Genomic DNA, 14,736 nt, shown 5'->3' with positions numbered 1-14,736 from the left:
AGTGTCTACAACTGTCCGACCGACGTCACCCGCACGACCGCCCGGCCCTCCTCGTCCGAGGCCGCCAGGTCCACCTCCGCGCTGATGCCCCAGTCATGGTCACCGTTCGGGTCGGCGAAGGTCTGCCGGACGCGCCAGAGACCGTGCGCCGGGTCCTCCTCGATGGCGAGCAGCTTCGGGCCGCGCGCGTCCGGACCGGTGCCCAGGTCCTCGTACTCGTCCCAGTACCCGTCCATCGCCTCGCCCCACGCGTCGGCGTCCCAGCCGGACTCGCCGTCCAGCTCGCCCAGCGCGTTCACGTTGTCCAGCGCCGCCAGCTCCACCCGCCGGAACATCGCGTTGCGCACCAGCACCCGGAAGGCGCGGGCGTTCGCCGTGACCGGCTTGACCTGGTCCGCCTTCTCCTGCGCCTCCTCGGCCGTCTGGATCTCCGGGTTCGCCAGCTGCTCCCACTCGTCGAGCAGCGAGGAGTCCACCTGGCGCACCATCTCGCCGAGCCACTCGATCAGGTCCTGGAGGTCCTCGGTCTTCAGGTCGTCCGGGATCGTGTGGTCCAGCGCCTTGTACGCGCTCGCGAGATAGCGCAGCACGATGCCCTCGGTGCGCGCCAGCTCGTACCAGGAGGTGAACTCCGTGAAGGACAGCGCCCGTTCGTACATGTCACGGATGACGGACTTCGGCGAGACCGGGTGGTCACCGACCCACGGGTGCGACTTCCGGTACACGTTGTACGCGTGCCAGAGCAGCTCCTCCAGCGGCTTCGGGTACGAGATGTCCTGGAGCCGCTCCATCCGCTCCTCGTACTCGACGCCGTCCGCCTTCATCTGCCCGACCGCCTCGCCGCGCGCCTTGTTCTGCATGGCGTGCAGGATCTGACGCGGGTCGTCGAGGGTCGACTCGACCACCGAGACCATGTCCAGGGCGTACGAGGGGGACTCCGGGTCCAGCAGGTCGAAGGCGGCCAGCGCGAACGTCGACAGCGGCTGGTTCAGCGCGAAGTCCTGCTGGAGATCGACCGTCAGCCGGATCGTGCGGCCCTCGGCGTCCGGGGTGTCGAGCTGCTCCACCACACCGCCGTCGAGCAGCGAGCGGTAGATCGCGATGGCCCGGCGGATGTGCCGCAGCTGCGCCTTGCGCGGCTCGTGGTTGTCCTCAAGCAGCTTGCGCATCGCCTCGAAGGCGTTGCCCGGCCGGGCGATCACGGACAGCAGCATGATGTTGGTGACCTTGAAGCGCGAGGTCAGCGGCTCCGGCTCGGAGGCGATCAGCTTCTCGAAGGTGGTGTCGCTCCAGGCGACGAAGCCCTCGGGGGCCTTCTTGCGGACCACCTTGCGGCGCTTCTTCGGGTCGTCGCCCGCCTTGGCGAGCGCCTTCTCGTTCTCGATGACGTGCTCGGGCGCCTGGGCGACCACGAAGCCCGCGGTGTCGAAGCCCGCCCGGCCGGCCCGGCCCGCGATCTGGTGGAACTCCCGCGCGCGCAGCGTCCGCACCCGGTTGCCGTCGTACTTCGTCAGCGCCGTGAACAGCACCGTACGGATCGGCACGTTGACGCCCACGCCGAGGGTGTCCGTCCCGCAGATCACCTTCAGCAGACCCGCCTGCGCCAGCTTCTCGACCAGCCGCCGGTACTTGGGCAGCATGCCCGCGTGGTGCACGCCGATGCCGTGCCGCACATAGCGCGAGAGGTTCTGCCCGAACTTGGTGGTGAAGCGGAAGCTGCCGATCAGCTCGGCGATCTTGTCCTTCTCCTCGCGCGAGCACATATTGATGCTCATCAGCGACTGCGCCCGCTCCACCGCCTGCGCCTGCGTGAAGTGGACGATGTAGACCGGCGCCTGCTTGGTCTCCAGGAGCTCGGTGATCGTGTCCGTGATCGGGGTCAGACGGTACTCGTACGACAGCGGCACCGGCCGCGTCGCCGAGCGGACCACCGAGGTCGGCCGCCCGGTCCGCCGGGTCAGGTCCTTCTCGAACATCGACACGTCGCCGAGCGTGGCCGACATGAGGACGAACTGGGCCTGCGGCAGCTCAAGCAGCGGGATCTGCCACGCCCAGCCGCGGTCCTGCTCCGCGTAGAAGTGGAACTCGTCCATCACGACCTGGCCGATGTCGGCGTCCTTGCCGTCCCGCAGCGCGATCGAGGCGAGCACCTCGGCCGTGCAGCAGATGACGGGGGCGTCCGCGTTCACGGAGGCGTCGCCGGTCAGCATGCCGACGTTCTCGGTGCCGAAGATCTTGCACAGGTCGAAGAACTTCTCCGACACCAGCGCCTTGATCGGCGCCGTGTAGAAGGTCACCTGGTCATTGGCCAGCGCCGTGAAGTGCGCCCCCGCCGCGACCAGCGACTTTCCCGAGCCGGTCGGGGTGGACAGGATCACGTTCGCCCCCGAGACCACCTCGATCAGCGCCTCCTCCTGGGCCGGGTAGAGCGTGATGCCCCGGTCCTCCGCCCATGAGGAGAAGGCCTCGAAAAGGGCATCGGGGTCGGCGTTCGGCGGCAGCTGATCGATAAGGGTCACGCCCCCATCTTGCCTGGATTCCGCCCGGATGAGGGAACCGGCCACCGGAACGAAGATCACGGACGATAGGCTGGCCCGTCGACCGGTCGCACGACCGGTCGTCCGACCGTGCGTCAACTGGGCGCCGGCGTACGCGGAAACGGGGCGGGTACGACCATGATGGGACCGGCGCACTCGCTGTCCGGAGCAGCGGCCTGGCTGGGTGTCGGGGCGGCAGCGGCGGCGTTCGGCCACCCGATGCCATGGCCGGTTCTGGTCGTCGGCGCGCTCATCTGCGCGGGCGCGGCCCTCGCCCCCGACCTGGACCACAAGTCGGCCACCATCTCGCGCGCCTTCGGACCCGTCTCCCGGGGCCTCTGCGAGATCGTCGACAAGCTGTCGTATGCCGTCTACAAGGCCACCCGCTCCGCCGCCGACCCGCGCAGGTCCGGGGGCCACCGCACCCTCACCCACACCTGGCTGTGGGCGGTCCTGATAGGGGCGGGCTGCTCCGCCGCGGCGGTCACCGGCGGCCGCTGGGCGGTCCTGGCGATCCTCTTCGTGCACCTGGTCCTCGCGGTCGAGGGCCTGCTGTGGCGGGCCGCCCGGATGTCCAGCGACGTCCTGGTGTGGCTGCTGGGCGCCACCAGCGCCTGGATCCTCGCCGGGGTCCTCGACCAGCCCGGCAACGGTTCCGGCTGGCTGTTCACCGGGCCCGGCCAGGAGTACCTGTGGCTCGGCCTGCCGATCGTCCTCGGCGCCCTGGTCCACGACATCGGCGACGCCCTGACCGTCTCCGGCTGCCCGATCCTGTGGCCGATCCCGGTGGGCCGCAAGCGCTGGTACCCGATCGGCCCGCCGAAGGCCATGCGCTTCCGCGCGGGCAGCTGGGTCGAGCTCAAGGTCCTCATGCCGGTCTTCATGCTGCTCGGCGGGGTGGGCGGGGCCTCGGCCCTCGGCTTCCTGTAGGCGCTTTCCAGGTTTTTGTACGCGGAAGGGGCCGCCCCGGTCGAACCGGGGCGGCCCCTTCCCTGTGTCCCGCTGGTGCCTACCCGTGCCAGGAGCGCCACAGGGCCGCGTACGCCCCGTCCGCCGCCACCAGCTCGTCGTGGCTGCCCAGCTCGCTGATCCTGCCCCCCTCGACCACCGCGATCAGGTCGGCGTCGTGCGCCGTGTGCAGCCGGTGGGCGATGGCGACGACGGTGCGGCCGTCCAGGACCTTGGCGAGCGAGCGCTCCAGATGACGGGCCGCCCGCGGGTCGAGCAGCGACGTCGCCTCGTCCAGGACGAGGGTGTGCGGGTCGGCCAGGACCAGCCGGGCCAGCGCGACCTGCTGGGCCTGGGCCGGGGTGAGGGCCAGACCGCCCGAGCCGACCTCGGTGTCGAGCCCCGCGTCCAGCGCCCGCGCCCAGCCGTCGGCGTCCACCGCGCCGAGCGCCGTCCACAGCTCGGCGTCCTCGGCGCCCGCCCGCGCGAGCCGCAGGTTGTCGCGGAGCGAGCCGACGAAGACATGGTGCTCCTGGTTGACCAGGGCCACATGCTCGCGGACCCGCTCGGCGGGCATCCGGGCCAGCTCGGCGGAGCCGAGGGTGACCGAGCCGGAGCGCGGGGCGTAGATGCCCGCGAGCAGCCGCCCGAGGGTCGACTTGCCGGCCCCCGACGGGCCGACCAGGGCGAGCCGGGTGCCCGGGGCGACATCCATCGACACCTGGTGCAGCACGTCCACGCCCTCGCGGTAGCCGAAGCGCACCTCGTCGGCGCGGACCGCCCGCCCCTCGGGGCGCACCTCCCGGTCGCCCGCCTCCGGCTCGATCTCCCGGACGCCCACGAGCCGGCCCAGGGACACCTGGGCGACCTGGAGCTCGTCGTACCAGCGCAGGATGATCCCGATCGGGTCGACCAGCATCTGCGCGAGCAGCGCGCCCGTGGTCAGCTGGCCCACGTCCATCCAGCCCTGGAGGACGAAGACGCCGCCGACCAGCAGCACGGAGGTGATCACGATCGTGTGGGTCAGGTCCACGACCGGGAAGAGCACCGAGCGCAGATAGAGGGTGTAGCGCTCCCATCGGGTCCACTCGCGGATCCGCTGGTCCGACAGGTCGATCCGGCGCCTGCCGAGCCGGTGCGCCTCGATCGTGCGGCCCGCGTCCACCGTCTCCGCGAGCGCGGCGGCCACCGCCGCGTACCCGGCGGCCTCCGAGCGGTACGCCGCACCGGCGCGCCGGAAGTACCAGCGGCAGCCCACGATCAGCAGGGGCGCCGCGCACAGCAGCGCGAGCGCCAGCGGCGGGGCGGTCACCGCGAGGCCGCCGATCAGCAGCCCCGCCCACACCACGCCGACGACGAGCTGGGGCACGGCCTCGCGCATCGCGTTGGCGAGCCGGTCGATGTCGGTGGTGATCCGGGAGAGCAGGTCGCCCGTCCCGGCCCGCTCCAGGACACCCGGCGGCAGGGAGACCGAGCGGACCAGGAAGTCCTCGCGCAGATCCGCCAGCATCTGCTCGCCGAGCATCGCGCCGCGCAGCCGTACAAGGCGCGTGAACAGCGTCTGGATCAGCAGCGCGACCGCGAACAGGGCCGCCGTGCGCTCCAGATGCAGCTCGCGGGCGCCCTCCGTCAGGCGCTCGACGACCGAGCCGAGCAGATAGGGACCGGCCATCGAGGCGATCACCGCGACCGTGTTCACGCCGACGAGCAGGGCGAACGCCCCTCGGTGGCGGCGCAACAGGTCCCGGACGTACGCCCGCACCGTCGCGCCGGTGCCCACCGGCAGCGTCGTCGCCGACTGGGGGGCCGCCGGGTCGTACTCCGGGGGCGCCAGGCCGATCATGCCGACTCTCCTTCGAATTCTTCCGCCAGCTCCGAGGCCAGCTCTTCGTCCAGCTCTTCGTCCAGCTTCACGAGCCCGTCCCGCTCGTCGTCCGTCTCCCGCGTGACGACCGCCCGGTAGCGGGGCTCGTCCGCGAGCAGTTCACGGTGGGTGCCGACGGCGACCGCCTCGCCCTCGTGGACCAGGACCACCCGGTCGGCGAGGTCGAGCAGCAGCGGCGAGGAGGCCAGCACGAGCGTCGTACGGCCCGCGCGCAGCCCCTTGATCCCGGCGGCCACCCGGGACTCGGTGTGCGAGTCCACCGCCGAGGTCGGCTCGTCGAGGACCAGCACCTCGGGGTCGGTGACCAGGGAGCGGGCCAGGGCGAGCCGCTGGCGCTGGCCGCCGGAGAGCGACCGGCCGCGCTCGGTGATCCTGGTCTCCATCGGGTCCCCGCCGGTGTCGACGGAGGCCTGGGCGAGGGCGTCGAGGACGTCCCCGCACTGGGCCGCGTCCAGGGCCGCCCGCGCCGCGACCGCCCCGGAGGACGGCACGTCGAGCAGCTCCCGCAGGGTGCCCGAGAGCAGCACCGGGTCCTTGTCCTGGACGAGGACGGCGGTACGGGCGGAGCCCAGCGGCAGCTCGTCGAGGGCGACGCCGCCGAGCAGCACCGAGGCATGGCCCTCGCCCGGCTCCGGCGGGTGTCCGCCGAGCCGGTCCGCGAGCCGTCCGGCCAGGTCCGGGTCGCCGCACACCACCGCGGTGAACCGGCCGGCCGGGGCGAGCACCCCGGTGACCGGGTCGTACAGGTCCCCGGTGGGCGGCGGCGTGTCCGTCCCCGAGCCGACCGTCGTCGTCCGGGCCAGGGCGAGCACCCGGGCGGCGCGCTTCGCGGACGGGCGCGAGAAGGAGTACGCCATCGCGATCTCCTCGAAGTTGCGCAGGGGGTGGTGGGTGAGCGCCACCGCGCCGTAGACGGTGACCAGTTCGCCCACCGAGATCTGCCCGTCGAGGGCGAGGCGCGCGCCGTACACGACGACGGTCAGGAGCAGCAGGCCGGGCAGCAGCACCTGGACGGCCGCGATCAGCGCCCACATCCGGGCGCTGTGGACGGCGGCCTCGCGCACCTCCTGGGAGGCGGCCCGGTAGCGGCCGAGGAACAGCTCCTCGCCGCCGATGCCGCGCAGCACCCGCAGCCCGGCGACGGTGTCGGAGGCCAGCTCGGTGGCCCGGCCCGCCTTCTCGCGCTGCGCGTCGGCCCGGCGGGTGGCGCGGGGGAGCAGCGGCAGCGCGGCGAGCGCGAGGACGGGGACGCCCAGGGCCACGACCGCGCCCAGGTTTGGCTGGTAGAACACCAGACCAACGCAGACCACGACCAGGGAGACCGCAGCGGCCGCGAAGCGGGAGGCGGCCTCCACGAACCAGCCGATCTTCTCGACGTCGCCCGTCGAGACGGCCACGACCTCGCCCGCCGCGACCCGCCGGGTCAGCAGGGAGCCGAGCTCGGCGGTCTTGCGCGAGAGGAGCTGCTGTACGCGGGCGGCGGCGGTGATCCAGTTGGTGACGGCCACCCGGTGGGCCATCGTGTCGCCGACCGCGATGGCCACGCCGAGCAGGGCGAGGATTCCCACGCCCAGTGCGAGCCGGCCGCCGTCGCGGTCCACGACCGCCTGCACGGCGAGTCCGACGCCGATCGGCAGACCGGCGATGCCGAGCTGGAACAGCAGGCCCCACAGCAGGCATTTCACCTGCGCGCCGAGTTGTCGGCGGCCGAGCCAGAGGAGGAATCTGCCGCCCGAGCGGACGTCCGGGACCCCTGGGTCTGCGTACGGTAGATCGCGAATGTGCATGATGTCCCAGGGCTTTCGACCGGTCGGACGGACCGGTCCCGTGACGATTCGAACGATCTAGCCTCGCCCGCTCGGACACCCGTCGGCAATGGGTTTTCCGGCGACCCGGCACAGATCCGGCCAAGCCGGGCCCAGGCCCTCTGGACCCCATCCGGAATCGCACGCTTCACTCACGACCCATGAGACAACGGAAGATCATGAGCATGATCGGCGGCCTCACCCTGGCCGCCGGGCTGCTGCTCGCCGCCCCCACGGCGCACGCGGACGAGGCCCCCACCCCGCCGGCCGAGTTCACCACCGACTGGCACGACCCGCTCACCGCCGCGCCGCCGGTCTCCGTCCCCGGCACCCGCAGCTGCGAGGTGACCCTCGCCGAGGCCCAGTTCCGCGACTTCACCCCGTACCAGGGGAACTACACCCCGCCCAAGGAGTGCGGCACGGGCTGGAACAAGGTGGTCCTGCGCCTCGAAGGCAAGGTGAAGGGCCGCCAGTACGACCGGCTCGGGCACCTCTCCGTCGGCGGCGTCGAGATCCTCCGCACCTCCACCCCCGAGCCCTCGCCCGACGGCATCACCTGGGCGGTCGAGAAGGACGTCACCCGCTACCGCGACACCCTCAGCCGCCCCCAGCCCGTCGAGATGCTCATCGGCAACGTCGTCAACGACACCTACACCGGCGTCATCGACGTCCGCGTCACCCTCACCTTCCACACCGCCCAGGGCAAGGTGAAGCCCGCCGCCGGCACCCCCGACCGGGTCCTGCCGCTCACCGGCGGCACGCTCACCACCCCGCGCAACACCGAGCGGATCCTCGCCGAGGTGTACGCCACCGGCTCGGGCGGCGGCTGCGAGGAGTTCTGGTACCTCACCGTCCCCGACGCCGCGCCCTACTCCTGCAAGGCCGCCGACGGGCCGTACCGCGAGGTCCAGATCTCCGTCGACGGGCGCCTCGCGGGCATCGCCGCCCCCTTCCCGCACGTCTGGACCGGCGGCTGGTCCAACCCCTTCCTCTGGTACGTGACCCCCGCGCCCCGCGCCTTCGACGTGCGGCCCGTCGTCTACGACCTCACCCCGTTCGCCGCCGTCCTCAACGACGGGCGCGCCCACCGCGTCGAGGTCGGCGTGGCCGGTGTCCCGGCCGGTCAGTCCGGCTGGAGCGTCCCCGCCAACGTGCTCCTCTGGCAGGACGAGGGCAGCACGGTGGTCACCGGCGCCCTCGACCGGCACGAGGCCGGGACCCCGCGCAACTCCACCGTCCACACGCCCGGTTCGCCGGACCTGCTGGAGACCTCCGGCGGACACACGCTGACCGTCGCCGGGCATCTGAACACCTCGCACGGCCGGGTCGCCACCACCGTCACCCGCACCGTCGACCACCGCTCCACGCACCGCTGGGGCGCCGACGAGAACCCGGACGCCCTCACCGCGTACTGGACCGACGACGAGACGGTCACCGTCGGCAGGACCGCCACCCGCACCCACCGCGCGTACACCATGGACGGCGAGATCACCGTGGGCGCCGACAACCGTCTGCGGACCGTCCTCACCATCGGCGACCGGGCCTCCACCGGCGTCTTCCGCGACGGACGGCGGCTCTCCTGGTCCCGGATGGACGACACGTACACCGGCGACGCGGCCTTCACCCTCGGCGTCCCGCGCGAGCAGCGGCACGCGGTGGGCACCAGCGCCGAGCGCTACCGCCTGTACGGCTCCGAGGGCTGCTACGACCGCTCCCTGAAGACCGTCCAGGGCACCCTCGTGGAGGACCTGCGGCGCTGTTGAGCGGATGCGGTCCGGCGCCCGAGCGGTGATCCTGGAGGGGAGCACAGCCCGCCAAGGAGGCTCGGATGAGCGTGATGGACAAGCTCAAGCAGATGCTGAAGGGTCACGAGGACAAGGCCGGCCAGGGCATCGACAAGGCCGGTGACTTCGTCGACGACAAGACCCAGGGCAAGTACAGCTCCCAGGTCGACACGGCCCAGGAGAAGCTGAAGGAACAACTGGGCTCGGACCAGTCGCCGAAGGACACTCCGCCGCAGTAGCCCCCTGACGTGGCCCTCCGTCGCGGGGGCGGGTGCTCCCCGCCCCCGCGACGCACGGCGTGCCGTGTCACGGCCGGGTGGCGCGCTCCAGTTCCAGGAGGGCGGAGTAGTAGCTGCGGCCGGTGGCCCGGTCCATGCCGATCTCGCACATCCGGTTCGCCGACAGATGCGCGTCGAACGGGCGCGCCGTCACCTCGGCGGCCTCCTTCGCCGTCGCCGACGCGGTCAGCTCCGGGTGCAGCATGCCCCGGTCGCCCGCGAAGGCGCAGCAGCCGGCGTCCTGCGGGACGACGACCTCCTCCGCGCACGCCCCGGCGAGCGCTTCGAGCCGGTCCGCGTCGCCCAGGTGCAGCATGGAACAGGTCGGATGCACCACGGCGGAGCCGATCCGGTGACGCACGTCGAGCCTCGGCAGCAGCTCGTCCGCCGCCCACACCAGCGAGTCGAGCACGGTCAGCTCCGCGTGCAGCTCCCGGTTGTCGTCGGTGAGGTACGGCACCACCTCGTGCGCGATGCCGAGCGTGCACGACGAGGCGTCCACCACCAGCGGAAGGCGGCCGCCGGCCGTCCAGCCCCAGGCGGCCTCCACGATCCGGTTGGCCATCACCTCGTTGCCGCGCTCGTAGCCCTTGGAGTGCCAGATCGTCGCGCAGCAGGTCCCCGCCACGTCGTCCGGGATCCATACGGGCCGCCCGGCGCGGGCGGAGAGCGCCACCACCGCCTCCGGCAGCGAAGGGCCCTTGTGGCCCTGGGGGTTGCCGAAGATCCGGTTCACGCACGCCGGGTAGTAGACGGCGACCGCCGCCGGACGGTGGGTGCGGGGGAGCCGCCGGGGGGCCGCGCCCGGGACCTCGGGCAGCCACTCCGGTACGAGATCGGGCCGCACCGCCTTGCGCGCGAGACCCGTCACGGAGCCGAGGAGCCGGTCGCTGATCCGGTCGGCCGCCCCGACCGCGAGCCGGGCCGCGGCCTCCACGGCGCGGAAGTTCTCCGCGGCGAAGGCGGCCACCCGCTCCTCGCGCGCCGAGTGCCGCTCGTGCCGGAACTCCTTCATCAGGGCGCCCGTGTCGATCCCGACCGGGCAGGCCAGCTTGCAGGTGGAGTCGCCCGCGCAGGTGTCGACGGCGTCGTATCCGTACGACTCCAACAGGCTTCTCTCGACCGGCGATCCGTCGGCCTGGCGCATCATCTCCCGCCGCAGCACGATGCGTTGGCGCGGCGTGGTCGTCAGGTCCTGGCTGGGGCAGGTGGGTTCGCAGAAGCCGCACTCGATGCACGGGTCGGCGATCGGCTCCACCGTCGGAATGGTCTTCAGGCCGCGCAGATGGGCCTGCGGGTCGCGGTCCAGGACGATCCGGGGGGCGAGCACCCCGTCGGGGTCGATGACCTCCTTGGTCCGCCACATCAGCTCCGTCGCCTTCGGCCCCCACTCCAGCTCCAGGAAGGGCGCGATGTTGCGGCCGGTGGCGTGCTCGGCCTTCAGCGAGCCGTCGAAGCGCTCCACGGTCAGCTTGCAGAAGTCGTCCATGAAGCCCGCGTACCGCTCGACGTCGGCCGGGTCGCCGGCGTCGAAGGCGAGCAGGAAGTGCAGGTTGCCGTGGGCGGCGTGACCGGCGACGGCGGCGTCGAAGCCGTGCCGCGCCTGGAGTTCGAGGAGCTCGGCGCAGGCCTCTGCGAGCCGGGCGGGCGGCACCGCGAAGTCCTCCGTGATCAGCGTCGTGCCCGAGGGGCGCGAGCCGCCGACCGCCGTCACGAAGGCCTTGCGGGCCTTCCAGTAGCCCGAGATCGTCCCGGCGTCCCGGGTGAAGGCGTTGGACACGGAGGAGACCGGGGCGACCAGGTCGAGCCCGGCCATCACCCGGGCCGCCGCCTCCTCGTACGCCTCCCGCCCGGCCTCGTCGGGCGCGCGGAACTCCACCAGGAGCGCGGCCGTCTCCTTGGGCAGCTCCGCCCAGTCGGCGGGCACCCCGGGCACCCGCACCGAGGCCCGCAGGGTGTTGCCGTCCATCAGCTCGACGGCCCGCGCCCCCGCGTCGTTGAAGAGCGGGACGGCCGCCGCGGCGGCCGGCAGGGACGGGAAGAAGAGCAGCGCCGTGCTGACCTTCCGGTCCAGCGGCAGGGTGTCGAAGACGACCTCGGAGATGAAGCCGAAGGTGCCCTCGGAGCCCACCATCAGACCGCGCAGGATGCCGACCGGGGTGTCCGCGTCGAGGAAGGCGTCGAGCCGGTAGCCGTTGGTGTTCTTGATGGCGTACTTGGCCCGGATCCGCGCGGTGAGCTCCGGGTCCGCCTCGATGTCCGCCTTCAGGGCGAGCAGCCCCGCGCAGAGCCGCGGCTCGGCCCGGGCCAGCTCGTCGTCGGCGGCCGGGTCGGCGGTGTCGACGACGGTGCCGCTCGGCAGCACGAAGGTGAGCGAGGCGACCGTACGGTACGAGTTCCGGGTCGTCCCCGCGGTCATGCCCGAGGCGTTGTTGGCGACGACGCCGCCGATCGTGCAGGCGATGGCGCTCGCCGGGTCGGGGCCCAGGACCCTGCCGTACGGCGCCAGGGCCGCGTTGGCCCGGACCACCGTCGTGCCGGGCCGGACGCGGGCCCGCGCGCCGTCGTCCAGGACCTCGACGCCCGCCCAGTGGCGGCGCACGTCGACCAGGATGTCCTCCCCCTGCGCCTGCCCGTTGAGGCTGGTCCCGGCCGCCCGGAACACCACCTCGCGGCCCTTGCCGTGCGCGTACGAGAGGACGGCCGAGATGTCGTCGATGTCCTCGGCCACCACCACGACCTGCGGCACGAAACGGTAGGGGCTCGCGTCGGAGGCGTACCGCACCAGGTCCGAGATGGTGGAGAGCACCTTGCCGGGGCCCAGGACGGCGGTCAGCTCGTCCCGCAGGTGCTTCGGAGTGCCACGGGCCTGGAGGTCCGGCACCCGGTCGGGCGCCGCCCGCCGCGGTGTACCGGCTCGCAGGGCCTGCGGATTCGGCTCCAGTACGGGCATGGCCAGGGCTCCCCTCCGGCGAGGCCGTGCCCCGGTCTCAGCAGGCTCGCCCCGGAGCGCGGTCGACCAGGGCGGACAGCAGACCTCCGAGCACCTCGCGCTGTTCGACGGTCAGTGGGGCCAGCATCTCCTCTGCGGCCGCGCGGCGCGCGCTGCGCAACTCCCTCAGCGTGTCGCGGCCGGTCTCGGTGAGCTCGATCCGCACCACCCGGCGATTGCTCGGATCGGGCACCCTGCGCACCCGCCCGGCCGCCTCCAGGCCGTCGACGAGGCTGGTCACGGCCCTGGGGACCACTTCGAGCCGGGCCGCGAGATCCGCCATCCGGGGCGGCTCCTCGTAGTGCGCGACCGTCCGCAGCAGCCGGAACTGGGCGGGCGTGATGCCGACCGGCTCCATGTACCCCTTGTGGGCGCGCTGGAGCCGGCGGGTCAGACGCAGCAACTGCTCCGCGAGGAGGCCGTCGGGGTCGGGGGCGCGATCGGGGGTGGGGAGGCTCGCCATGAGGGAATGCTATCAGGACTAAAGTCATTGTGAGTATAGGTAACAATGAGCTATGCTCCGATCCTGTACTTGTCAGCCGTGTCCTCGGCTGTGTCTTCGAATCCTCGTAGGAGCCCATGCATCCGCACGACGAGTCCACCTGGACGCCTCCCTCCCGTGAATCCGGCCGCCCCGAGGAGCCCGCGCAACTGCGGCGCATCCTGCGGCTCTTCCGCCCCTACCGGGGCCGTCTCGCCGTCGTCGGCCTGCTGGTCGGCGCGTCGTCCCTCGTCTCCATCGCCTCGCCCTTCCTCCTGAAGGAGATCCTGGACACCGCGATCCCCCAGGGGCGCACCGGGCTGCTCAGCCTGCTCGCCCTCGGCATGATCGTGACCGCGGTGACCTCCGGGGTCTTCGGCGTGCTCCAGACCCTGATCTCCACCACCGTGGGCCAGCGCGTCATGCACGACCTGCGCACCGCGGTCTACGCCCAGCTCCAGCGGATGCCGCTGGCCTTCTTCACGCGCACCCGCACCGGCGAGGTCCAGTCCCGGATAGCCAACGACATCGGCGGCATGCAGGCGACGGTCACCTCGACCGCCACCTCCCTCGTCTCCAACCTCACCGCCGTCGTCGCCACCGTCGTCGCCATGCTGGCGCTGGACTGGCGGCTCACCCTCGTCTCCCTGCTCCTGCTGCCGGTCTTCGTCTGGATCAGCCGCCGGGTCGGGCGCGAGCGCAAGCGCATCACCACACAGCGGCAGAAGCAGATGGCCGCCATGGCGGCGACCGTCACCGAGTCGCTCTCCGTCAGCGGCATCCTGCTCGGCCGCACCATGGGCCGCGCCGACTCGCTGACGAAGTCCTTCGCCGAGGAGTCCGAGCGCCTCGTCGACCTCGAAGTGCGCTCCTCCATGGCCGGACGGTGGCGGATGTCCACCATCGGCATCGTCATGGCCGCCATGCCCGCGCTGATCTACTGGGCCGCGGGCCTCGCCCTCCAGGCCGGCGGCCCCGCCGTCTCCCTCGGCACGCTCGTCGCCTTCGTCTCCCTCCAGCAGGGCCTGTTCCGGCCCGCCGTGAGCCTGCTGTCGACCGGTGTGCAGATCCAGACCTCGCTCGCCCTCTTCCAGCGCATCTTCGAGTACCTCGACCTGCCCGTGGAGATCACCGAGCCCGCCGAGCCTGTGCGCCCGGCGCGGATCTCCGGCGAGGTCGTCTTCGAGAAGGTCGGCTTCCGTTACGACCCCGAGGGCGAGGGCCGCCCCACCCTCGACGGCATCGACCTCACCGTCCCCGCCGGCGGCAGCCTCGCCGTGGTCGGCCCCACCGGATCCGGCAAGTCCACCCTCAGCTATCTGGTGCCCCGGCTGTACGACGTCACCGAGGGCCGCGTCCTCCTCGACGGCACCGACGTGCGCGACCTCGGCTTCGACACCCTCGCGGGGGCCGTCGGGGTCGTCTCCCAGGAGACCTACCTCTTCCACGCCTCCGTCGCGGACAACCTGCGCTTCGCCAAGCCCGACGCCACCGACGAGGAGATCGAGGCCGCCGCGCGCGCCGCCCAGATCCACGACCACATCGCCTCGCTGCCCGACGGCTACGACACCCTCGTCGGCGAGCGCGGCTACCGCTTCTCCGGCGGCGAGAAGCAGCGCCTGGCCATCGCCCGCACCATCCTGCGCGACCCGCCCGTGCTCATCCTCGACGAGGCGACCAGCGCCCTCGACACCCGTACCGAGCACGCGGTCCAGCGGGCCATCGACGCGCTCTCGGCGGGGCGCACCACGATCACCATCGCCCACCGGCTTTCCACCGTCCGCGACGCCGACCAGATCGTGGTCCTCGAAGCCGGACGGATCGCCGAGCGCGGCACCCATCAGGAGCTCCTCGACCGGGACGGGCGGTACGCGGCACTGGTGCGCCGTGACGAACACACGAACGTGGGAGCGGTTGTTCCCCAGAACGTGTGATCGTGCCGGTTTTCATTGCCCAACTCCCGTACGGCGTCGGATGATTACCGAGCGCGAACGACGGGCTGCAGACCGCGACCGCGCAGTCCCAC

9 protein-coding genes are annotated in these 14,736 nt (G+C 72.3%); 4 read left to right on the top strand and 5 right to left on the bottom strand.

Features of this window, described 5'->3' with window-relative positions; all coding sequences use genetic code 11:
* Positions 1-5: 5 nt before the first annotated feature.
* Positions 6-2,579: a DEAD/DEAH box helicase gene (locus ABTZ54_RS21770; RefSeq protein ID WP_351665664.1), complete on the bottom strand. Its 2,574-nt coding sequence runs from the start codon at positions 2,577-2,579 to the stop codon at positions 6-8.
* Between the two features lie 96 nt (positions 2,580-2,675).
* Here ABTZ54_RS21770 and ABTZ54_RS21765 point away from each other — a divergent pair, with 96 nt between their 5' ends.
* Entirely contained in the window at positions 2,676-3,467 is a 792-nt protein-coding gene (locus tag ABTZ54_RS21765) for a metal-dependent hydrolase (RefSeq protein ID WP_351665662.1), read from the top strand.
* A 79-nt stretch (positions 3,468-3,546) separates the two neighbouring features.
* Here ABTZ54_RS21765 and ABTZ54_RS21760 read toward each other — a convergent pair whose 3' ends face one another.
* The gene (locus ABTZ54_RS21760; RefSeq protein WP_351665660.1) at positions 3,547-5,328 is read right to left on the bottom strand and encodes an ABC transporter ATP-binding protein; all 1,782 of its coding nucleotides are present in this window, start codon (positions 5,326-5,328) and stop codon (positions 3,547-3,549) included.
* The gene (locus ABTZ54_RS21755) at positions 5,325-7,157 is read right to left on the bottom strand and encodes an ABC transporter transmembrane domain-containing protein (RefSeq protein WP_351665658.1); all 1,833 of its coding nucleotides are present in this window, start codon (positions 7,155-7,157) and stop codon (positions 5,325-5,327) included. Before ABTZ54_RS21755 ends, ABTZ54_RS21760 begins: the two co-directional genes overlap by 4 nt.
* Positions 7,158-7,336: 179 nt before the next feature.
* Between ABTZ54_RS21755 and ABTZ54_RS21750 the strand changes: the two genes are divergently transcribed.
* Together ABTZ54_RS21750 and ABTZ54_RS21745 are read left to right on the top strand one after the other, a co-directional pair.
* Positions 7,337-8,938, top strand: a complete 1,602-nt coding sequence (locus ABTZ54_RS21750; RefSeq protein ID WP_351665656.1) for a peptide-N4-asparagine amidase — start codon at positions 7,337-7,339, stop codon at positions 8,936-8,938.
* A gap of 65 nt (positions 8,939-9,003) precedes the next feature.
* Positions 9,004-9,198, top strand: coding sequence for an antitoxin (locus ABTZ54_RS21745; RefSeq protein ID WP_351665654.1), 195 nt, complete (start codon positions 9,004-9,006; stop codon positions 9,196-9,198).
* A gap of 67 nt (positions 9,199-9,265) precedes the next feature.
* Here the strand turns inward: ABTZ54_RS21745 and ABTZ54_RS21740 are convergent, their stop codons facing one another.
* Entirely contained in the window at positions 9,266-12,190 is a 2,925-nt protein-coding gene (locus tag ABTZ54_RS21740; protein WP_351665652.1) for an FAD-binding and (Fe-S)-binding domain-containing protein, read from the bottom strand.
* A 37-nt stretch (positions 12,191-12,227) separates the two neighbouring features.
* The gene (locus ABTZ54_RS21735) at positions 12,228-12,692 is read right to left on the bottom strand and encodes a MarR family winged helix-turn-helix transcriptional regulator (RefSeq protein ID WP_351665650.1); all 465 of its coding nucleotides are present in this window, start codon (positions 12,690-12,692) and stop codon (positions 12,228-12,230) included.
* A gap of 116 nt (positions 12,693-12,808) precedes the next feature.
* On the opposite strand from ABTZ54_RS21735, the gene ABTZ54_RS21730 reads away from it, so the two are divergent.
* Positions 12,809-14,644 carry an ABC transporter ATP-binding protein gene (locus ABTZ54_RS21730; RefSeq protein WP_351665648.1) on the top strand — a complete coding sequence of 612 codons (1,836 nt, stop codon included), beginning with the start codon at positions 12,809-12,811 and terminating at the stop codon, positions 14,642-14,644.
* The last annotated feature ends 92 nt before the right edge of the window (positions 14,645-14,736 follow it).

This window comes from Streptomyces sp. NPDC094032 (genome assembly GCF_040303965.1).
GTDB lineage: Bacteria > Actinomycetota > Actinomycetes > Streptomycetales > Streptomycetaceae > Streptomyces.
Note: the sequence above shows the minus strand (reverse complement) of the source record. Positions and strands in the feature narration are given on the sequence as shown.

Coding starts and splice junctions, on each gene's coding strand:
- ABTZ54_RS21765 (WP_351665662.1), top strand. CDS start 2,676: ATGATGGGACCGGCGCACTCGCTGTCCGGAGCAGCGGCCTGGCTGGGT.
- ABTZ54_RS21735 (WP_351665650.1), bottom strand. CDS start 12,692: ATGGCGAGCCTCCCCACCCCCGATCGCGCCCCCGACCCCGACGGCCTC.
- ABTZ54_RS21745 (WP_351665654.1), top strand. CDS start 9,004: ATGAGCGTGATGGACAAGCTCAAGCAGATGCTGAAGGGTCACGAGGAC.
- ABTZ54_RS21730 (WP_351665648.1), top strand. CDS start 12,809: ATGCATCCGCACGACGAGTCCACCTGGACGCCTCCCTCCCGTGAATCC.
- ABTZ54_RS21750 (WP_351665656.1), top strand. CDS start 7,337: ATGAGACAACGGAAGATCATGAGCATGATCGGCGGCCTCACCCTGGCC.
- ABTZ54_RS21755 (WP_351665658.1), bottom strand. CDS start 7,157: ATGCACATTCGCGATCTACCGTACGCAGACCCAGGGGTCCCGGACGTC.
- ABTZ54_RS21740 (WP_351665652.1), bottom strand. CDS start 12,190: ATGCCCGTACTGGAGCCGAATCCGCAGGCCCTGCGAGCCGGTACACCG.
- ABTZ54_RS21760 (WP_351665660.1), bottom strand. CDS start 5,328: ATGATCGGCCTGGCGCCCCCGGAGTACGACCCGGCGGCCCCCCAGTCG.